Source organism: Luteococcus struthionis (assembly GCF_048595755.1).
Lineage (GTDB): Bacteria > Actinomycetota > Actinomycetes > Propionibacteriales > Propionibacteriaceae > Luteococcus.
Genome location: NZ_CP184360.1, coordinates 2,165,301 through 2,184,639 on the forward strand (window position 1 = coordinate 2,165,301; position 19,339 = coordinate 2,184,639).

General features: G+C 68.1%; 16 protein-coding genes. 11 read left to right on the top strand and 5 right to left on the bottom strand.

Annotated elements, in window-relative coordinates; all coding sequences use genetic code 11:
* The first annotated feature begins 22 nt into the window (after nt 1-22).
* The 3 genes from purH (at nt 23) to ACOAMO_RS09975 (ending at nt 2,867) form a co-directional block, all read left to right on the top strand.
* Entirely contained in the window at nt 23-1,570 is a 1,548-nt protein-coding gene (purH, locus tag ACOAMO_RS09965; protein ID WP_420177013.1) for a bifunctional phosphoribosylaminoimidazolecarboxamide formyltransferase/IMP cyclohydrolase, read from the top strand.
* Nucleotides 1,571-1,680: 110 nt separating this feature from the next.
* On the top strand, nt 1,681-2,541 hold the full coding sequence (locus tag ACOAMO_RS09970; protein ID WP_420174640.1) for a bifunctional methylenetetrahydrofolate dehydrogenase/methenyltetrahydrofolate cyclohydrolase: 861 nt from the start codon (nt 1,681-1,683) through the stop codon (nt 2,539-2,541).
* On the top strand, nt 2,541-2,867 hold the full coding sequence (locus tag ACOAMO_RS09975) for a DUF3017 domain-containing protein (protein WP_420174641.1): 327 nt from the start codon (nt 2,541-2,543) through the stop codon (nt 2,865-2,867). The genes ACOAMO_RS09970 and ACOAMO_RS09975 overlap by 1 nt, the downstream gene beginning before the upstream one ends.
* 87 nt (nt 2,868-2,954) lie before the next feature.
* Here the strand turns inward: ACOAMO_RS09975 and ACOAMO_RS09980 are convergent, their stop codons facing one another.
* From ACOAMO_RS09980 to purU, 4 genes are all read right to left on the bottom strand, one after another.
* Nucleotides 2,955-3,941 carry a malate dehydrogenase gene (locus tag ACOAMO_RS09980; protein WP_420174642.1) on the bottom strand — a complete coding sequence of 329 codons (987 nt, stop codon included), beginning with the start codon at nt 3,939-3,941 and terminating at the stop codon, nt 2,955-2,957.
* A 209-nt stretch (nt 3,942-4,150) separates the two neighbouring features.
* The gene (locus ACOAMO_RS09985; protein ID WP_420174643.1) at nt 4,151-5,824 is read right to left on the bottom strand and encodes a cation acetate symporter; all 1,674 of its coding nucleotides are present in this window, start codon (nt 5,822-5,824) and stop codon (nt 4,151-4,153) included.
* Nucleotides 5,821-6,234, bottom strand: coding sequence for a DUF485 domain-containing protein (locus ACOAMO_RS09990; RefSeq protein WP_420174644.1), 414 nt, complete (start codon nt 6,232-6,234; stop codon nt 5,821-5,823). Before ACOAMO_RS09990 ends, ACOAMO_RS09985 begins: the two co-directional genes overlap by 4 nt.
* Before the next feature lie 194 nt (nt 6,235-6,428).
* Nucleotides 6,429-7,328 carry a formyltetrahydrofolate deformylase gene (purU, locus tag ACOAMO_RS09995; RefSeq protein ID WP_420174645.1) on the bottom strand — a complete coding sequence of 300 codons (900 nt, stop codon included), beginning with the start codon at nt 7,326-7,328 and terminating at the stop codon, nt 6,429-6,431.
* A gap of 150 nt (nt 7,329-7,478) precedes the next feature.
* Here purU and ACOAMO_RS10000 point away from each other — a divergent pair, with 150 nt between their 5' ends.
* From ACOAMO_RS10000 to ACOAMO_RS10030, 7 genes are all read left to right on the top strand, one after another.
* Nucleotides 7,479-8,846, top strand: coding sequence for a hemolysin family protein (locus tag ACOAMO_RS10000; protein WP_420174646.1), 1,368 nt, complete (start codon nt 7,479-7,481; stop codon nt 8,844-8,846).
* Nucleotides 8,843-10,054: a phosphotransferase gene (locus ACOAMO_RS10005; RefSeq protein ID WP_420174647.1), complete on the top strand. Its 1,212-nt coding sequence runs from the start codon at nt 8,843-8,845 to the stop codon at nt 10,052-10,054. The genes ACOAMO_RS10000 and ACOAMO_RS10005 overlap by 4 nt, the downstream gene beginning before the upstream one ends.
* Nucleotides 10,055-10,215: 161 nt before the next feature.
* Complete coding sequence (locus ACOAMO_RS10010) at nt 10,216-11,334, top strand: BMP family lipoprotein (protein WP_420174648.1); 1,119 nt, start codon at nt 10,216-10,218, stop codon at nt 11,332-11,334.
* A 100-nt stretch (nt 11,335-11,434) separates the two neighbouring features.
* A complete protein-coding gene (locus ACOAMO_RS10015) occupies nt 11,435-13,009 on the top strand; it encodes an ABC transporter ATP-binding protein (RefSeq protein WP_420174649.1) in 1,575 nt (524 codons plus the stop codon).
* Entirely contained in the window at nt 13,006-14,238 is a 1,233-nt protein-coding gene (locus ACOAMO_RS10020; RefSeq protein WP_420174650.1) for an ABC transporter permease, read from the top strand. Before ACOAMO_RS10015 ends, ACOAMO_RS10020 begins: the two co-directional genes overlap by 4 nt.
* Complete coding sequence (locus ACOAMO_RS10025; protein ID WP_420174651.1) at nt 14,235-15,557, top strand: ABC transporter permease; 1,323 nt, start codon at nt 14,235-14,237, stop codon at nt 15,555-15,557. Before ACOAMO_RS10020 ends, ACOAMO_RS10025 begins: the two co-directional genes overlap by 4 nt.
* A gap of 1 nt (nt 15,558) precedes the next feature.
* Entirely contained in the window at nt 15,559-15,975 is a 417-nt protein-coding gene (locus tag ACOAMO_RS10030; RefSeq protein WP_420174652.1) for a cytidine deaminase, read from the top strand.
* On the opposite strand, the gene ACOAMO_RS10035 is transcribed toward ACOAMO_RS10030, so the two are convergent.
* Nucleotides 15,956-17,995 (bottom strand): acyltransferase family protein, encoded by a 2,040-nt coding sequence (locus tag ACOAMO_RS10035; RefSeq protein ID WP_420174653.1) that lies wholly within the window; start codon nt 17,993-17,995, stop codon nt 15,956-15,958. The genes ACOAMO_RS10030 and ACOAMO_RS10035 overlap by 20 nt on opposite strands.
* A gap of 172 nt (nt 17,996-18,167) precedes the next feature.
* On the opposite strand from ACOAMO_RS10035, the gene ACOAMO_RS10040 reads away from it, so the two are divergent.
* Nucleotides 18,168-19,238 carry an adenosine deaminase gene (locus ACOAMO_RS10040; RefSeq protein WP_420174654.1) on the top strand — a complete coding sequence of 357 codons (1,071 nt, stop codon included), beginning with the start codon at nt 18,168-18,170 and terminating at the stop codon, nt 19,236-19,238.
* Nucleotides 19,239-19,339 lie beyond the last annotated feature (101 nt).

Genomic DNA, 19,339 nt, shown 5'->3' on the forward strand with positions numbered 1-19,339 from the left:
AGAAGCAGTGAGTGACAACCGAATGCCCATCAAGCGCGCTCTGGTGAGCGTCTACGACAAGACGGGCCTCGAAGAGCTCGGCACGGTGCTGGCCGAGGCCGGCGTCGAGCTGGTGAGCACCGGTGGTTCGTACAAGAAGCTCGTCGACGCGGGACTGCAGGTCACCGAGGTGGCCGAGCTCACCGGCTTCCCCGAATGCCTGGACGGCCGCGTGAAGACCCTGCACCCCAAGGTGCACGCCGGGATCCTGGCCGACCGTCGCCTCGAGGACCACCGCAAGCAGCTCGATGAGATGGGGATTGCCGCCTTCGACCTGGTGGTGAGCAACCTGTACCCCTTCACCCAGACCGTGGCCAGCGGTGCCACCCCCGATGAGTGCGTGGAACAGATCGACATCGGCGGCCCCTCCATGGTGCGCGCCGCCGCGAAGAACCACCCCAGCGTGGCCATCGTCACCTCGCCCGAGCAGTACGACGACCTGAAGGCGGCGCTGGCCCAGGGCGGTTTCACGCTGGAGGAACGCAAGAAGCTGGCTGCGGCCGCCTTCAAGCACACCGCTGCCTATGACATGGCCGTGGCCGGCTGGATGAGTTCGGTGCTCACCGACGGCACCGATGGCACCGGCTTCCCGGAGACCGTCTTCGGGTCCTACGAACGCCTCGACGTGCTGCGCTACGGCGAGAACAGCCACCAGCAGGCGGCCCTGTACCGGAAGAATTTCGGGCCCGAGGGGCTGGCCACCGCCGAGCAGCTGGGCGGCAAGGCGATGAGCTACAACAACTACGTCGACACCAATGCCGCGCACCGCGCCGCCCATGACTTCGACGAGCCGGCCGTGGCCATCATCAAGCACGCCAACCCGTGCGGCATCGCCACCGGCTCCGACATCGCCGAGGCCCACCGCAAGGCCCACGAGTGCGACTCGCTGAGCGCCTTCGGTGGTGTCATCGCCGCCAACCAGACCGTGACGGTGGCCATGGCAGAGCAGGTCAAGCCGATCTTCACCGAGGTCATCGTCGCGCCCGACTACGAGCCCGAGGCGCTGGAGATCCTGCAGACCAAGAAGAACCTGCGCATCCTCAAGTGTGGTGCCCCCGCCCGTGGCGGCGTCGAGACCCGCGAGGTGGACGGCGGCCTGCTGATGCAGCAGATGGACGTGCTGCAGGCCGACGGTGACCAGCCCGCCAACTGGATCCTGGCCGCCGGTGAGGCCGCCGACGAGCAGACCCTGGCCGACCTGGCCTTCGCCTGGAAGGCCTGCCGCTCGGTGAAGTCCAATGCCATCCTGCTGGCCTCCGGCGGTGCCTCGGTGGGCGTTGGCATGGGGCAGGTGAATCGCGTCGACTCCTGCAAGCTGGCCGTCGAGCGCGCCGGTGAGCGCGCTGTCGGCTCGGTGGCGGCCTCGGATGCCTTCTTCCCCTTCAGCGACGGACCGCAGATCCTCATCGACGGGGGAGTCAAGGCCATCGTGCAGCCCGGCGGCTCCATCCGCGACGAGGAGACCATCGATCTGTGCAAGTCCAAGGGCGTCACGCTCTACTTCACCGGCACCCGCCACTTCTTCCACTGACAGATCAATCAGCAAGGGGGGACGACCCCCTTGGACCCCCGCGGCCCAACCTGTCGAGGCCCCTCGACAGCCTCGGGGATCGTGGTGGGGAATCCAGGAGAGGACATGCAATGACTGCAGAACGCATTGATGGCAAGGCGGTTTCCGCGCAGATCAAGGACGAGCTGAAGGTGCGCGTCGACGCACTGCGCGCGAAGGGCGTCGTGCCCGGGCTCGGCACCGTGCTGGTCGGCGCCGATCCGGGCAGCCAGATCTACGTCGGTGGCAAGCACAAGGACTGCGCCCAGGTGGGCATCGAGTCGATCCGCGTCGACCTGCCCGAGGACACCACCCAGGCGCAGCTCGACGAGGCCATCCAGGCCCTCAACGAGAACCCGGCCTGCACCGGTTACATCGTGCAGCTGCCGCTGCCCAAGCACCTGGACGAGCACCGCGCCCTGTCGCTGATCGACCCGGACAAGGACGCCGACGGCCTGGCCCCCGCCAGCCTGGGCAAGCTGGTGCTCACCGAGCCCGGCCCGCTGCCGTGCACCCCGCGCGGCATCGTCGAGCTGCTCAACCGCTACGAGGTGCCGCTGTCCGGCGCCGAGGTCTGCGTCGTGGGCCGCGGCACCACCGTGGGGCGCCCGCTGGGGCTGCTGCTCACCCGCAAGAGCGAGAACGCAACCGTCACCCTGTGCCACACCGGCACCAAGGATCTGGCGGCCCACACCCGCGAGGCCGACATCGTCATCGCCGCGGTGGGGCGGGCCGGCTTCCTCACCGCCGACATGGTCAAGCCCGGCGCCGTGGTGATCGACGTCGGTGTCAGCCGCGTCGACGGCAAGCCGGTGGGCGACGTGGCCGCCGACGTGTGGGAGGTGGCCTCCAAGGTGACCCCCAACCCCGGCGGCGTCGGACCGATGACCCGCGCCATGCTGCTGAGCAATGTGGTGGACCGGGCCGAGCAGCTGGCGGTTCGGCAGTCCTGATGTCCGGTGCGCACGATGAGCGGAGGCTGGCGCGGTCGCGGGCGCGGGCGGCGGCCGGCTCGCTCAACCAGTGGCCCTTGGCCCTGGTGATGGTGGCGCTGCTCACCAGCCTGGGAGTCACCGCCACGGGGCACTGGCGACGCGGTGCCTTCGCGATCGGCTGCAGCGTCCTGCTGGCCGGGGCACTGCGGGCCGTCCTGCCTGCCCGGGTGGCCGGCCTGCTCGCGGTGCGGCAGCGATGGTTCGACGCCACCCTGTTGCTGCTGGTGGGGGGAGCCATGCTGGTGCTCACCCTGCTGGTGCCCCACTCCAAACCGGGCATCTGAGCACGGCCACCACGACGCCGAACAGGCCGCCACCCCGAGGGGTGGCGGCCTGTCGTGTGCCTGGCCTCACGGCCACGCAGGAGAAACTCAGATGAAGCCCAGCTCCTTGACAGCGGCGGCCTCTTCCTGCAGCTCGGCAACCGAGCGGTCGATCATCGAACGGCTGTAGTCATTGATCTCCAGACCCTGGACGATCTCCCAGTCGCCGTCCTTGTGGCGCACGGGGAAGGAGGAGATGAGGCCCTCGGGGACGCCGTAGGAGCCGTCCGAGACGACGCCCATGCTGGTCCAGTCGCCACCCACGGTGCCCAGCTCCCAGTCATGCATGCAGGAGGCGGTGGCATTGGCGGCCGAGGCGCGGCTCGACAGGCCAGTGGCGTCGATGATCTCGGCGCCGCGCTTGGCGACCTTGGGGATGAAGGCGTTCTTCACCCACTCGTCGTCGTTGATCTCCTCCAGCACCGGCTTGCCGTCCACGGTGGCGTGGAAGAGGTCGGGGTACATGGTGGAGGAGTGGTTGCCCCAGATGGTCAGACGCTCGATGTGGCGAGTGGTGACGCCCAGCTTCTTGCCGATCTGCGCCTTCGAGCGGTCGAGGTCGAGGCGGGTCAGCGCACCGAAGCGCTCGTTGGGGATGTCGGGGGCGTTGTTCATGGCGATCAGCGCATTGGTGTTGGCCGGGTTGCCGGTCACCAGCACGCGGACGTCGTCGGCGGCCACCTTGTTGAGGGCCTTGCCCTGCTGGGTGAAGATGCGGCCATTGGCGCTGAGCAGGTCGCCGCGCTCCATGCCGGCCTTGCGGGGGAAGGCACCCACCAGCATGGCGATGTTGGCGCCCTCGAAGACCGTCTCGGGATCGTCACCGATGACGACATTCTTGAGGTTCGGGAAGGCGCAGTCGTCCAGCTCCATCACGACGCCCTCGAGGGCCTTCATGGCGTGCGGGATCTCGAGCAGGCGCAGCTCGATCGGGGTGTCGCCCAGCACCGCGCCACTGGCGATTCGGAAAAGCAGGCTGTAGCAGATCTGGCCGGCGGCACCGGTGACGGCAACCTTCACTGGGGTCTTCTTCATTGGATTCCTCTTCTCGACGGAGGGCTGGCACGAAAAACAGTACAGGGCTGTCGTGCCTCACTGGAGGGCCACCCCTGATGGTGTCCGGGTAGCCGAATGGACTTTCCCCCGAGCCTAGCGGGCCGGTTCGCGCGGTCGTCGGTGGGGGGACGACGAACGGCCGTCCTTCCGCAACGGAAGGACGGCCGTCGTGCACCAGGACGAACCGGTCAGTGCGCGATGGCACCCTCTGCACCGGCACCGGTCATGGAGCGGACCTCCATCTCGGTGTACTTGGCGGCGTTGTGCTCCTTGCTGGTGATCGAGCCAAGCCAACCCAGGATGAAGCCGACCGGGACGCTGACCAGGGCCGGGTTGTCCAGCGGGAACCAGGCGAAGTCGGCATTGGGGAACATCGAGGTCTTCTCGCCGGAGACGGCGGGGGAGAAGGTGATGAGCACCAGTGCCGAGATCAGGCCACCGTAGATCGACCAGACCGCACCGCGGGTGTTGAAGCGCTTCCAGTACAGCGAGTACAGGATGGAGGGCAGGTTGGCCGAGGCCGCCACGGCGAAGGCCAGCGCCACCAGGAAGGCGATGTTCTGACTCTTGGCCGCGATGCCGCCCACGATCGCCAGCAGGCCGATCACGATCACGGTGTTGCGGGCCACCTTCATCTCGGAGTCAGGGTCGGCCTTGCCGTCCTTGAGGATCGAGTTGTAGATGTCATGCGCGAAGGAGGCGCTGGCGGTGATGGCCAGGCCTGCCACGACGGCCAGGATGGTGGCGAAGGCGACGCCGGCGATGACGGCCAGGAAGACCGTGCCGCCCAGGCCCTTGCCGGGCAGCCAGAAGGCCAGCGCAGGAGCGGCCGCATTGGCCTTACCGGGCAGCGCGTTGATGACGTCGTAACCCACCAGCCAGGCGGCGCCGTAACCGAGCACCATGGTGAACAGGTAGAAGGCACCGATCAGGCCGATGGCCCAGGTGACCGAGCGGCGGGCCTCCTTGGCGGTGGGCACGGTGTAGAAGCGCATCAGCACGTGCGGCAGGCCGGCGGTGCCCAGCACCAGGGCCAGCGCCAGCGAGATGAAGCCCAGCTTGTTGGAGCCGTACTTGCCCATCGGCTCGGTGAGGTCCTTCCACGCGGCACCCATGGCGGCCGGGTCCGCGGCCTTGATGGCGTCGGCCTTGGACTGGGCATTGCCCACCAGGGTGGAGAGGTTCATGCCGGCCAGCCCGAGCACCCAGAAGGTCATGACGGCAGCGCCCGAGATCAGCAGCACGGCCTTGATCATCTGCACCCAGGTGGTGCCCTTCATGCCACCGATCAGCACGTAGATGATCATCAGTGCGCCCACCAGCAGGATGACGAGGTTCTGCATCATCGGGCTGGTGACGCCCAGCAGGAGCGAGACCAGGCCACCGGCGCCCGCCATCTGGGCCAACAGGTAGAAGAAGGAGACGGCCAGGGTCGACAGCGCTGCGGCCATGCGTACCGGCTTCTCCTGGGTGCGGAAGCTCAGCACGTCGGCCATCGTGTACTTGCCGGTGTTGCGCAGGGGCTCGGCGACCAGCAGCAGTGCGACGAGCCAGGCGACCAGGAAGCCGATGGAGTAGAGCAGGCCGTCGTAACCGGTCAGTGCGACGGCGCCGACGATGCCGAGGAAGGAGGCAGCCGACAGGTAGTCACCGGCGATTGCCAGGCCGTTCTGGCGGCCGTCGAAGGAGGCACCACCGGTGTAGAAGTCTCCGGCCTCCTTCTTGCCGCCGGTGGAGACGCGGATCACGATGGTCAGCGTGCCCACCACGAACAGGGCGAAGATGATGATGTTGGCGATCGGGTTGCCCAGCTTGACCGCGGTCTCGAGCAGCGGCAACTGCATCAGGGGGTCGGTGTTCATCGGTGGCCCTCCAGTTCGGCGCGCAGCTTGGTGGCGATCGGGTCAAGGTTCTTGTTGGCGTGACGGATGTAGAGCGCCGTGATCACGAAGGTGGTCAGGAACTGCAACAGTCCCAGGAACAGGCCCAGCGTGACGTTTCCGAACAGCGGCTTCTTCATCAGGTCGATGGCATAGGTGCTCAGCAGCACGTAGGCGAAGTACCAGATGAGGAAGGCAGCGCTGAGGGGGAAGGCGAACTTGCGGAAACGGCCCTTGAGCTCGCGGAACTCGTCAGAGGCATGGACGCGGGCCAGCGCCTCGTCATTGGCGACATAGGGCGTGGGGCCCTCGGAGGCGGCGCGTTGCGGTTCGGCGGGCGGCAGGTTCTGTGCGGGATCCTCGTGATGATCGGCGCGGTGTGGCGTGCTCATCGTGCTCCTTGCGTCTACTGCGGTGGTGCAGTCGTCGTGCCGGCGTTGGCACGAACTGGAGCAAAGCTAGTCGTCCTTGTGAACAATGTCACTAGGAAGATGAGAAATTTGTCACAAGGATTTTTGGAGTGATCCGCACGCCACGACGGTGGTCGTGGCGTGCGGAGGCGAGAAATCCTTGGTGGGCAAAGGGCTCAGCGGAAGATGACGGTGCGATGCCCGTCCAGGAAGACCCGCTTCTCGGCGAAGAGCTTGACCGCCTCGGTCAGGGTGCGGCTCTCCTCGTCCTGTCCGATCGCCACCAGCTCCGGCACGGTGCGGGAGTGGTCCACCCGAACCACGTTCTGTTCGATGATGGGCCCCTCGTCCAGGTCACTGGTGACGAAGTGTGCGGTGGCGCCGATGAGCTTGACGCCCCGCTCGTGGGCCTGCCGGTAGGGATTGGCGCCCTTGAAACCGGGCAGGAAGGAATGATGGATGTTGATCGCACGGCCGGCCAGTGCCTCGCACAGTTCCGGCGAGAGGATCTGCATGTAGCGGGCCAGCACCACCAGTTCGATGTCGTGCTCGTCCACCAGCTCCAGGATCCGGGCCTCGAAGTCGGCCTTGGTCTCGGGCAGCACGGCCTGGTGCTCGAAGTCGATGCCGTAGAAACCCGCCAGATCGGCCAAGGTCGGATGGTTCGACAGCACCATGGGGATCTCGATGTTGAGGTGGCCCGAGCGCTGCCGGAAGAGCAGGTCGTTGAGGCAGTGGCCCGCCTTGGAGGCCAGCACCAGCGTGCGAGTGGGGCGGGAGGCCACGTCGAGCAGCCACTCGGCCTGCAGGTCCTCGACCACGGGGGCCAGCGCCGACTCGATGCCCGCCCGGTCCAGTGCGGTGTCCACGGTGACGCGCATGAAGAATCGTCCGGAGTCCTGCGACGTGAACTGCTGCGACTCGGTGATGTTGCCGCCTGCCGCCACACAGGCCCCGGAGACGGCGTGCACGGTGCCGGGGCGGTCATTGCACGAGACGGTCAGTACCCAGGTCTCTTCCTGGACGGCTTCGGGATTCCCGGGGGTGTTCTGCTGGGGCGGCTGCGCGTTGTTCACGCGCACACCTTACCCATGGCGGGGCGGGCCATTCTCGAAGCGAGTGCGGGGCAGTCGGTATCCTGAGCGGGTGAAGACCCACGCACGTTCGCCGCGCAGCAACCGTCACGACCAGGAGGGCCACAGTCCCAGGCGTCACCGAGGTGACGCATGAGTCCTAGTGAAATCCTCACCAATGTCGGCCTGATCTTCCTGTTCATCTGTGTCGGCGGTGTCTTCTCCGGCGCCGAGATGGCACTGGTCTCGCTGCGCGAGAGCCAGGTCAAGGCCCTGGCCTCCCGCGGCAAGCGCGGCGAGGCCGTGGCGCGCCTCACCTCCGACCCGAACCTCTTCCTGTCCGCCGTCCAGATCGGCGTCACCGTCTCGGGCTTCCTGTCGGCCTCCTTCGGCGGTGCGACGCTGGCACCGGCGCTGAGCCCCCTGCTGGTGGGCCTGGGCATGCCCAGCGGGCTGGCCAGCACCCTCGCCCTGGTGCTCATCACGGTGACCATCTCCTACTTCTCGATCGTGCTCGGCGAGCTGACCGCGAAGCGCATCGCCATGCAGCGGGCGGAGGGCTTCTCGTTGGCGATCGCGCCGCTGGTCGACACCATCGCCCGCGTGGCGCGTCCGATCATCTGGTTCCTGGGCAAGTCCACCGACGTGGCCGTGCGATTGCTCGGCGGGGATCCGTCGGCCTCGCGCGAGGAGGTCACCGACGAGGAACTGCGCCAGATGGTGATCGGGTCGCAGACCCTGGGTGCCGAGGAGCGCCACATCGTCGACGAGGTCTTCGAGGCGGGCGAACGCAGCCTGCGCGAGGTGATGGTGCCGCGCACGGAGGTGGACTTCCTGCCCGGTGACATGCCCGCCTACAAGGCGATCCGCGAGGTGCAGGGCGCCCCGCACTCGCGCTACCCGGTCACCGACGGCTCGCGTGACCGCATCCTCGGCTTCCTGCACGTGCGTGACCTGATGGATCTGGCGCCCGACGCCCGCTCGGCCCCGATCCGCCAGCTGGTGCGCCCGGTGCTGGGCCTGCCCGAGACCGTGCGTGTGCTGCGGGCCCTGACCGACATGCGTCGGGAGGCCTCGCACCTGGCCATCGTCAAGGACGAGTACGGCGGCACCGCCGGCATCGTGACCCTGGAAGACCTGGTGGAGGAGCTGATCGGTGACATCACCGACGAGTACGACCGTGAACCCGAGCCGGGGCACAGTGAGCTCAACGACATCGACGGCCTGATGACGCTGGAGGAGTTTGCCGACAAGCACGGCTACTTGCTGCCCGAGGGTCCCTATGACACGGTGGCGGGCTACTTCATGGCCCAGCTGGGCAAGCTGGCCCAGCTCGGCGACCAGCTGGTCGTCGAGTTGGAACGTGACCCGGAGGGGCAAGAGGTGGATCGTCTGCCCGAGCGGGCTCGCATCGTGTTCACGGTGACCGAGCTCGACGGGCGTCGCGCCGCGTGGTTCTCCGCGCGCAAGCAGGGGGCCGAACCCCTGCCGGTCGCCGTCGCCCAGGAAGGAAGCGCATGACCCAGGACCAGGACGGACAGGAACTGCTGACCACTGCGGAGGTGGGGCCGCTGCTGAGCGCCGCCGCCGAGCACGCCGGGGGTGAGCTGTTGGACTGGCGGCTCGACCACGTCGACCACGACCCCTTGCGCTCGACCACCGCCACCTATGTGGCCGAGGTGCGGTGGAGCTTCGGGCAGCGCACCGAGCTCTTCGGCTGCAGCGTCCGGGCCCAGGGGCCGGCGGCCACGGACGAGCGTGCGCAGCTCTTCGAGGCGGGTGGCCGCAGCGCCGCCGTCTGGATCTACCCGGCCGATCCCGACCTGCCCGGCCTGGCGCGAGCCGCCTACCCCGAGCGGATGAGCGAGATCGTCAACGAGTTCTCACTGCTGGGACGCCCGGTGGGCCCCGACGAGGTGAACCTGACCATGGTGGGTTACCGCCCACGCCGCCGCGCGGTGGTGCGGATGGAGGTGGGCTCCCAGGTCTTCTACGTCAAGGTCTTGCGCGCCGAGAGCGCGGCCGAGGTGGCCGCGCGCCACGTGATGCTGGACGAGGCCCAGGTTCCTGCCCCCGAGGTGGTGGCGGTCACCGACGACCACCTGTTGGTGCTGCGCGAAGCGCCGGGACGGCCGCTGGCCCAGGCGATGTTCGACCCCGAACCGCCATGTCGTGCCGAGACCATCGTCGCGCTGCTGGACAGCCTGCCCCCGGCGGTGGCGCAACTGGAGCGCCGGGCACCGTGGGCCGACGGCGTGGCGCACTACGGCCAGATCGTCGCGCAGGCGCTGCCCGAGGAAGCGGAACGGCTGGACTGGCTGGTGCCGGTGATCGAGGACGGGCTGCAGGGCCTGGCGCTGGGCGTCGAACCCACCCACGGCGACTTCCACGAGTCGCAGCTGCACGTCGAGGGCGGGCGGATCGTCGGGATGCTGGACGTCGACACGTTGGGGCCAGGACGTCGGGCCGATGACCTGGGCTGTCTGGTGGCCCACCTGTCGACGGTGCAGCGCATGAATGCCGAACAGACCGAACGGGTGCACCGGATCATCCGGGAATGGGTCCCCGTCTTCGACGAACGCGTCGATCCCACCGAGCTGCGGTTGCGTGCGGCGGCCGTGATCGTCTCCCTCGCCACCGGACCGCACCGGGGCCAGGAGGACAACTGGCAGGCCGAGACCAGCACCATCCTCGATGCCGCGGAGGCGCTGGTGCGGCAGGTGGGCTGAGCACGGGTGGGCCGAGGACGGGGGCCGGTAGGCAACGGTTGCGCAACACTTGTCGGAGAAGCTCCGGAAGCGGCCTCCGCAGCGGGTGAACGGCAGGTTACGATGTGCGCGCACCCTCACCCCAGGAGCATCCACAGTTCATCTGCTCAGGAGGCAGTTCAGTGAAGAAGTCCCTCGTCGCCCCGGCCCTGTTGTCGGCGCTTGCCCTGTCCTTTGCCGGTTGCGCGAAGGCGCCCGACGCGGCCACCCCGTCGACCAGTGCTGGCGGCGCGAGCGCCTCGGCCGGTGGAGCCGCCGCCAGTGGTGACTTCAAGGCCTGCATGGTCTCCGACGAAGGAGGCTTCGATGACAAGTCCTTCAACCAGACCTCGCACGACGGCCTGGTGAGGGCGAAGAAGGAACTCGAGATCGAGACCGGCGAGATGCAGTCGGCCACCGCCAATGACTTCGCCAAGAACCTCAACGAGATGGTGGACGCCAAGTGCAACATCATCGTCACCGTCGGCTTCATGCTCGGTGATGCCACGGTGGCCGCCGCGAAGAAGAACCCCGACGTGCAGTTCGCCATCGTCGACTGGAATGACGCCGCGAAGACCGCCGGGCTGAAGAACCTCAAACCGCTGATCTTCAACACCGCCGAGCCCAGCTTCATGGCCGGCTACACCGCTGCCTCCATGAGCAAGACCGGCTCGATCGGCACCCTGGGTGGCATGAACATCCCCACCGTGACCATCTTCATGGACGGCTTCCACCAGGGCGCCACCTACTTCAACACCCAGAAGAAGAAGAACGTGAAGGTGCTGGGCTGGAATCCCAAGAACCCCAAGGGCGGCCAGTTCGTCGGCAACTTCTCCGACGTCGCGGGCGGCAGCCGCATCGCCAGCACGCTGACCAGCCAGGGCGCCGACGTGATCTTCCCCGTCGCCGGCCCCGCCGGTGAGGGTGCGCTGCAGGTGGCCAAGAAGTCCGGTGGCAAGGTCAATGCCGTCTGGGTGGACACCGACGGCTGCGTCTCCTCGGCCAGCTACTGCTCCAACATCATGACCTCGGTGCAGAAGGCCATGGACGTGGCGGTCTTCGACGCCATCAAGGCCGCCAAGGACGGCAAGTTCAGCTCCGATCCCTATGTTGGCAACCTGGCCAATGACGGCGTGAAGCTGGCCGAATTCCATGAGTTCGATTCGAAGATTCCGGCCGAGCTGAAGGACGAGCTGGAGACCATCAAGTCCGACATCGTCTCGGGCAAGATCAAGATCGAGTCGGCCTCGCAGCCCAAGTGATCTGAACCGCAGCAGACCCAGGTCAAGGCCCCGTCGGCCGGCCCACAGTGGCGGCCGGCGGGGCCTTGCCCACCGCAACGAGTGTGGAAGTATGTGCCCCGTGACAGAGACTGCAGCCGACCGCGGCGCGTCCCACGAGCAGGCCCCCGGCCTGCAACTGCGTGGGATCACCAAGCGATTCGGAACCCTGACCGCCAATGACAGGATCGACCTCGACATCCGTCCCGGTGAGATCCACTGCCTGCTGGGGGAGAACGGCGCCGGCAAGTCGACGCTGATGAATGTGCTCTACGGCCTGCTGCAGGCCGACGAGGGCACCATCACCGTCGACGGCAAGGAACTCCACCTGACCAACCCGAAGCAGGCGATGGCCGCCGGCATCGGCATGGTGCACCAGCACTTCATGCTGGTGGAGGTCTTCAGCGTCGCCGAGAACATCGCCCTGGGCCGCGAGACCGGCCCGATGGGCACGCTCGACATGAAGGCAGCGCGCGTCCGGGTGCGTGAACTGTCCGACCGCTACAAGCTCGAGGTGGATCCCGATGCGATCATCGAGAACCTCCCGGTGGGCATCCAGCAGCGCGTCGAGATCCTCAAGGCACTGGCCAATGACGCCCAGTACCTGATCTTCGACGAGCCGACCGCGGTGCTCACCCCGCAGGAGATCGACGAGCTGATGGCCGTCATGCAGGCCCTGCGCGACGAGGGCCGGGCCATCGTCTTCATCACCCACAAGCTGCGCGAGGTGCGCGCCATCGCAGACCGGATCACCGTGATCCGACGCGGCGCCGTCGTGGGGGAGGGCAGCCCCGACATGAGCGAGGCGCAGCTGGCCGAGCTGATGGTGGGCCGGGCCGTGAGCCTGCGCGTCGACAAGCAGGAGGCCCACCCGGCCGATGAACGCCTGAGGGTGGAGGACCTGGTGGTCGCGGCCCCCTCGGGCGCGATGATGGTCGACCACGTCGAGCTTGGCGTGCGCGGCGGTGAGATCCTGTGCCTGGCCGGTGTGCAGGGCAATGGCCAGACCGAGCTGGCCGAGGCCCTGCTGGGCACCGCGCCGGTCACCAGCGGCCGGATCCTGGTGGACGGCAAGGACGTCACCAAGCTGAACCCGCACCAGAGCCTGGAGGCCGGCATCGGCTTCGTGCCGGAGGACCGGCAGCGCGACGGCTTCGTCGGGTCCTTCAGCGTCGCGGAGAACCTGGTGCTGAACCATGTCGACCAGTACGCGCGTGGGCTCGCGCTCGACATGAAGAGGATCCGCAGCAATGCCGAGGAGCGCGTGAGCGAGTTCGACATCCGCACCAATGGCATCGACCTGCCGGTGGCGAGCCTGTCGGGCGGCAACCAGCAGAAGGTGGTGCTGGCCCGCGAACTGAGCCGTCCGCTGAGCGTCCTGGTGGCCAACCAGCCCACCCGAGGCGTCGACGTGGGGGCGATCGAGTTCCTGCACGAGCGCATCGTCGCCGAGCGGGATCGCGGCACCGCGGTGGTCATCGTCTCCACCGAACTCGACGAGGTGGAGGCCCTCGCCGACCGGATCGCGGTCATGTACCGCGGCAAGATCGTCGGCATCGTCCCCTCCGACACCCCCCGCGACGCCCTCGGCCTGATGATGGCCGGCGTCCCCGAGGCCGAGGCGCTTGCCGCCAGCCAGGAAGGAGAGCGGGCATGAGCACCCCCGCACCCGCGGCCCAGCAGTCGCGCAGGGCCACCATCCCGTGGGGCGAGGTGGTCACCACGGTGGCGGCCTTCGTCCTGGCCTTCCTGATCGGCGCCATCCTGATGGTGGCCGCCGATCCCGAGGTGAGCGGCAAGTGGGCCTATTTCTTCGATCGCCCCAGTGATGCCCTCGACGCGTCCTGGGAGAAGGTCTCCAGCGCCTACGGTGCCCTGATCCAGGGCTCGGTCGGCAGTTGGCAGGCGATCACCGAGACCACCGCCGCCGCCGCACCGCTGATCAGTGCCGGTCTGGGCATGGCGCTGGCCTTCCGCGCCGGCCTGTTCAACATCGGAGCCCAGGGCCAGGCCATCATGGGCGCGATCCTGGCCGCCTACATCGGTTTCAGCCTCACCGGTCTGCCGCTGCTGGTGCACCTGCCGCTGGCCCTCGTGCTCGGCGTGCTGGGCGGCGCGATCTGGGGCGGCTTCGTCGGCTGGCTGCGCGCGGTCACCGGCGCCCACGAGGTGATCGTGACCATCATGATGAACTACGTGGCCTCGCTGACGCTGGCGTGGCTGTTGACCACCAAGGCCTTCCTGCGTCCGGGGCGCAATGACCCGATCGCACCCGAGGTGCAGTTCAGCGCCACCTTCCCCCGCCTGGAAGGTGGGCAGCTGCACCTGGGCTTCGTGCTGGCCCTGCTGGCCGCGGTCGGTGTGTGGTGGCTGATGGAACGCTCCACCACCGGTTTCAGGATCAAGGCCGTCGGCGCCAATCCGCACGCCGCCGCCACCGCCGGCATGAGCGTGGCCCGCACCACGGTCGTCGCCATGACACTCTCGGGCGCACTGGCCGGGCTGGCCGGTGTGCAGGCAGCCCTCGGCCCCGGCGAGTTCGGGCTGCCGACACCCTTGTCGGCCGGCCTGGTGGGATCGATCGGCTTCGACGCGATCACCGTCGCCCTGCTGGGGCGTTCCAGGCCGCTCGGGACGGTGCTGGCCGGCCTGCTCTTCGGCGCGATGCACGCCGGTGGTCTGGCCATGCAGTCGCAGGCGGACACACCGCTCACCCTCACCACCGTGCTGCAGGCGCTGATCGTCATGTTCGTCGCCGCACCCATGCTGGTGCGCACCATCATTCCCTTCCTCAAGGCCCGCAAGGCACAGCCGCCGTCGCTGGCCGGTGAGGCCACCGCCACTGCCACCGCACCCGTGGCCGCCGAGAACGGAGCCAAGGCATGAGGGCCACCAAGTACCCCCAGCAGCCGGCAGCGGCCACCCCCGCCGCCGACGAGATCGTGCTGCGCACCACCGAGAGTGCCGATGCACGACGCAGCCGCCTCACCACCGGTGCGCTGGTCACCCTCTTCGGACTGCTCCTGCTGGTGCTGGCCCTGAAGGCCGAGGGCCAGGCCCGCTTCGCGCTCTCGGACGCCTTCGACGCCGTGCAGCTGCCCACCATCACGCTGCCCGGCATGGCCACCGTGCTGGTCTGCGGACTGTTGACCCTGCTCGCCGGGCTGGGCTACCTGTCGGGTCGGCTCAGCGGCAGGCTCCCCGCCGTGGCGGGCACGGTGGCCGGGCTGGCCGTGATGATCGGCTTCCTGGCCTGGGCCGTCGCCGGACGGGACCTGCCCTTCCCGCTGACCAACCAGCTCAATGGCACGGTGGCCATCGCCACGCCGCTGGTGCTGGGCGCCCTGGCCGGCGTCCTGTGCGAGCGCGCGGGCGTGGTGAACGTGGCCATCGAGGGCCAGTTCCTGGTGGCCGCCTTCGCCGCCGGTGTGGTCGGTTCGGTGACCAAGTCGATTCCCGTCGCACTGGTCGCCGCGGTGATCGCCGGCGTGCTGATGGCGGCACTGCTGGCGCTGTTCACCATCACCTACCTGGTGGACCAGGTGGTCATGGGCGTGGTGCTGAATCTCTTTGCCACCGGCATCACCGGCTTCCTCTTCGACCAGCTGGTGCAGCCCCAGTCCGGGGAGCTCAACCAGGCACCGCAGATGCAGAACATCGCCATTCCCGGCCTGTCGCAGATCCCCTTCTTCGGGCCCATCCTGTTCAACCAGACGGCCTTGGCCTACCTGGCCATCGCCTCGGTGATCCTGGTCTGGTTCCTCGTCTACCGCACCAAGTGGGGCCTGCGGGTGCGCGCCGTCGGTGAGCACCCCAAGGCTGCCGACACCGTGGGCATCAACGTGGCCCTCACCCGGTGGAGCTCCGTGCTGGCCGGTGGCGTCTTCGCGGGGCTGGGCGGTGCCTTCTTCACCATCGGTTCCACCGGCGCCTTCGCCAAGGACATCACCGTCGGCAATGGTTTCATCGCGCTGGCCGCCCTTATCATGGGCCGCTACCACCCGGTGCTGGCACCCCTGATGGCGCTCTTCTTCGGCTTCGTGAAGCAGATGGCCTCGCAGCTGTCCGCCGTCGGCGTCGAGGTGCCCAGCCAGTGGCTGCTGATGCTGCCCTACCTGGCGTGCATCATCGCCGTCGCCGGTCTGGTGGGACGGGTGCGCGCACCCGCCGCCGACGGCCAGCCCTATGTGAAGGAAGGCCACTGAGGTGTCCAGCTCGGGGCAGGAGTGGATCGACTGGGAACTGTTGCGAGGCCGTGCCCGAGAACTGTGCGAACGCGCCTACGCCCCCTATTCCAACTACCGCGTCGGCGCCGCAGCCCTGGTGGACGACGGCCGGGTGGTGGCCGGGTGCAATGTGGAGAATGCCGGTTACGGCGTGACGCTGTGCGCCGAATGTGGCCTGGTCAGCGAGTTGGTGGCTGGCGGGGGTGGCCGGTTGTTGGCCTTCACCTGCTGCAATGCCCAGGGCGAGGTGATCATGCCCTGTGGCCGCTGCCGCCAGCTGCTCTTCGAGCACGGCGGTGACGACCTGCTGGTGGAGACCCCGCGCGGCATCCTGCGGATGCGCGAGGTGCTGCCGCAGGCCTTCGGCCCCGACGACCTCAGCGGCCAGCGCGGCTGAGCTCGTCGGCCAGGATCGGGGTCATGATCCGGGCCGCCGCCGAGGTGACGTGGCTGTGGTCGCGGTAGAGCACATTGTTGCGGGTGACCATCGGGCAGCCATCGGCAGTGCACAGGGGAGCCGAAAGGTTCGCGTAGCGTCCGCCGAGGTCCTGGACGAATGCGCTGTTCAGCTTCTCGACCGCCGCGACATCCGGCATCCGGGCGGGGATGAGGCACTCACCGGCCTGGGCGTCGCCCTCGCTCAGGCACTTGCCCGGCGCCGGGGTCTGGGAATGGGCGGGGTCGAAGGACGGTGAGTCCCCCAGGAAGAGGACCGTCGACTTCTTGGGCAGCTTGGCCAGCGCCTGGGGCATCGCGGTGCGCCATCGGTCGACGAAGCCTTGGGGATCGGGGGAGAAGACGCGGTACTCGGTGACGGTCTGGCTCGCCACGATGACCTCGGGTTGCAGCTCGTCGAGGGTCCGGAAGGCGGCGTCGCGGAAGTCCTGGCAGGAGCGGTGCTGCTTCGGCGTGCGGTTGGTGGGACGCTCGCCCAGGTCATTGATCGGGCAGGCATTCGCCGTCAGGCCGAGCACTCGATAACCCTCCTGCCGCCCGATGGCATCCCAGGCGGGCCACCAGTGGCTGGCGTGCGAATCCCCGAAGAGCACCAGGACGCGCTTGGCACTGGGATCCCCGCCCCAGCAGGAAGCAGTCGAGGCGGCCTTGGTGTTGTCGGCACAGCCATTGGTCTGGATGGTTGTCAGGTCTTGCTTGAGGTCTGCAAGGGCGGGAGTCAAGGTCAAGGGGGTGACCACCTGCCCCGTGGCCGTCACGGACTCGTTGGCATACCGCTCCAGGACGGCAGCAGGGACCTGGGACAAGCGCTGCTCCAGCGCCTCGATCCGCACGGAGCCGGACCGACCCTCCATGCGGTGGTTCGCCCAACCAGTGGCGCAGAGCGTCACCAGGGTGAGTGCCAGCGTGGCGCCCAGGCTGGTGAGGTAGATGGCCTTGCGTCGGCCCGCCAGCGGCATCTGCTGGAAGGGGCGCTCGATCCACACGTGGGTCGCCCAGGCCGCCAGGACCGAAAGCGCCGCCAGGGCGAGGTGGTGCTGCAACCGCAGGGCCCCTCCGTGTGCGGCGGCCGGCAGGACCAGGATCGGCCAGTGCCACAGGTAGAGCGAGTAGGAGATGTCACCCAGCCACACCATGACCCTGTTCTCGAGCAGGAGCTTGGACAGCCGCACCGTGCCATGGTTTCCGGCGATCAGCATGACCGCGGTTCCCAGCACACAGGGCAGGGTGGCCCAACCGGGAAAGGTGGTGTCCGAGTCGACGGCAAGGGCGCTGCCCAGGACTGCGAGGCCGCCGGCCGCGAGCAGTCCCGTGCGCAGGGCCGGCCCGAAACGGTGTCCCAGCAGGGGGAAGCAGGCCAGCAGGGCACCGATGCCCAGCTCCCAGGCCCGGGTGTGCAGCAGGTAGAAGGACGGCGTCGGGAAGCGAGGCGTCAAGGTCACCGCGAGCAGGAAGGAGACGATCACCACTGGCAGCAGGACCTTCGCCACGCGGGCACGGACGTTGCCGGAGGCCCCGCGTGTGGCCAGGAGGATCACCAAGGGCCACAGCAGGTAGAACTGTTCCTCGACGGCCAGCGACCAGAAGTGCAGGACGGGTGAGGGGTCACCATCGGCGAAGTAGCCCGCGATGTCGGAGGCCAGGACGAAGTTGGCGACGTACAGCAGGGCTCCCACCACGTGGGGTCCGTACTGGGCGATGTAGAGCGGCGGAAGGGCTACGGCCATGGCCACCACCGTGAACAGCAGCACCAGCAAGTAGACGGGTGCCAGCCGCTTCAGCCGCCGTGCGTAGAAGTCGAGGAAGCCGATCCGGCCGCTGCGCTCGACCTCACGCAGCAGGACGCCGGTGATCAGGAAACCCGACAGGACGTAGAAGACGTCGACGCCCACGAAACCGCCCTCCAGGCCGGGAACATGGGCGTGGAAGAGCAGGACCGAGCCCACTGCGATGGCACGCATCCCCTGGATGTCGGGACGAAAGCCACGTTTGCGGGGTGGTGACGGTGCTCGTTTCGAGTGAATCAAGGTGGGCCTGACGCGGTGGGCACGGGAAACAGGGTCACGATAGCGTGGCTGGGCAGTGGAGCAGGACCGACGACACACCAGTGCTGGGAGCGGCATGACGGCGAAATTGAGCAGTGAAGTACTCCGAGGCCTGCCCAAGGTGACGCTGCACGACCACCTCGACGGTGGGCTGCGTCCCCAGACCGTGATCGACCTGTGCCGCGAGAATGGGCATCCGTTGCCCACCACCGATGCGGGGGGCCTGCAGGAGTGGATCTTCACCCAATGCGATGCCGGCAACCTGGTGGACTACCTCAAGCCCTTCGAGCTGACCGTGGCCGCCATGCAGACCCCCGAGCAGTTGGCCAGGGTGGCGCACGAGTTCGTGCTGGACATGGCCGCCGACGGCGTGGTCTATGCCGAGACCAGGTGGGCTCCCGAGCTGCACCAGCGGCGGGGACTCGGCCTGACCGAGGCTGTCGTGGCGGTGCGCGACGGCCTGGCCAGTGGCATGGCCGAGGCGAGCGTGGCGGGGACCCCCGTGGTGGCACGACAGTTGCTGGTCAGCATGCGACACCAGGAACCGACGCTCGCCATCGCGCAGCTGGCGATCGACCTGCGCGACGAGGGCGTGGCCGGATTCGACATCGCCGGCGCCGAGGAGGGCTTTCCTCCCAGCCGGCACCGGGAGGCCTTCGACCTGCTCAAGCGCAACAATGCCCACTTCACCATTCACGCCGGGGAAGCCTTCGGGCTGCCGAGCATCTGGGAGGCGGTGCAGCTGTGCGGTGCCGAACGGCTGGGCCACGGGGTGCGCATCGTCGAGGACATCGACACCTCGGGGGAGGAACCCGTGCTGGGGCGGCTGGCGGCCTACGTGCGCGACGCACGCATCGCGCTGGAGCTGGCGCCCACGTCGAACCTGCAGACGGGGATCGCGCCGAGCATGGGGGAGCACCCGATCGGCCTGCTCTTCGAGCTGGGATTCCGGGTGACGGTCAACTGTGACAACCGGCTGATGAGCCACACCACGCTGAGCGGCGAGTTCGCTGGCGTCGCCCAGGCCTTCGGTTGGACGCTGGCCGATGTGGAGCGGTGCACCATCTCTGCCATGCACTCGGCCTTCTGGAGCCATCAGGAACGAGAGCGGCTCATCACCGAGGTGATCCGTCCCGCCTTCGCCGCCGAAAAAAATTGAGCGTGTTCGACTCAGGGTGGGAATAAGTCGCTGGAGTCGTTGGTTGGAAGGGATGCACGGCCACGAAATGGCCGCCGGACCAACAACACAATGACAGGAGT

Excerpts from the sequence above, each read along its gene's own strand:
- purH (WP_420177013.1), top strand. The coding sequence starts at position 23 with ATGCCCATCAAGCGCGCTCTGGTGAGCGTCTACGACAAGACGGGCCTC.
- ACOAMO_RS09970 (WP_420174640.1), top strand. The coding sequence starts at position 1,681 with ATGACTGCAGAACGCATTGATGGCAAGGCGGTTTCCGCGCAGATCAAG.
- ACOAMO_RS09975 (WP_420174641.1), top strand. The coding sequence starts at position 2,541 with ATGTCCGGTGCGCACGATGAGCGGAGGCTGGCGCGGTCGCGGGCGCGG.
- ACOAMO_RS09980 (WP_420174642.1), bottom strand. The coding sequence starts at position 3,941 with ATGAAGAAGACCCCAGTGAAGGTTGCCGTCACCGGTGCCGCCGGCCAG.
- ACOAMO_RS09985 (WP_420174643.1), bottom strand. The coding sequence starts at position 5,824 with ATGAACACCGACCCCCTGATGCAGTTGCCGCTGCTCGAGACCGCGGTC.
- ACOAMO_RS09990 (WP_420174644.1), bottom strand. The coding sequence starts at position 6,234 with ATGAGCACGCCACACCGCGCCGATCATCACGAGGATCCCGCACAGAAC.
- ACOAMO_RS10000 (WP_420174646.1), top strand. The coding sequence starts at position 7,479 with ATGAGTCCTAGTGAAATCCTCACCAATGTCGGCCTGATCTTCCTGTTC.
- ACOAMO_RS10005 (WP_420174647.1), top strand. The coding sequence starts at position 8,843 with ATGACCCAGGACCAGGACGGACAGGAACTGCTGACCACTGCGGAGGTG.
- ACOAMO_RS10020 (WP_420174650.1), top strand. The coding sequence starts at position 13,006 with ATGAGCACCCCCGCACCCGCGGCCCAGCAGTCGCGCAGGGCCACCATC.
- ACOAMO_RS10025 (WP_420174651.1), top strand. The coding sequence starts at position 14,235 with ATGAGGGCCACCAAGTACCCCCAGCAGCCGGCAGCGGCCACCCCCGCC.
- ACOAMO_RS10035 (WP_420174653.1), bottom strand. The coding sequence starts at position 17,995 with ATGCGTGCCATCGCAGTGGGCTCGGTCCTGCTCTTCCACGCCCATGTT.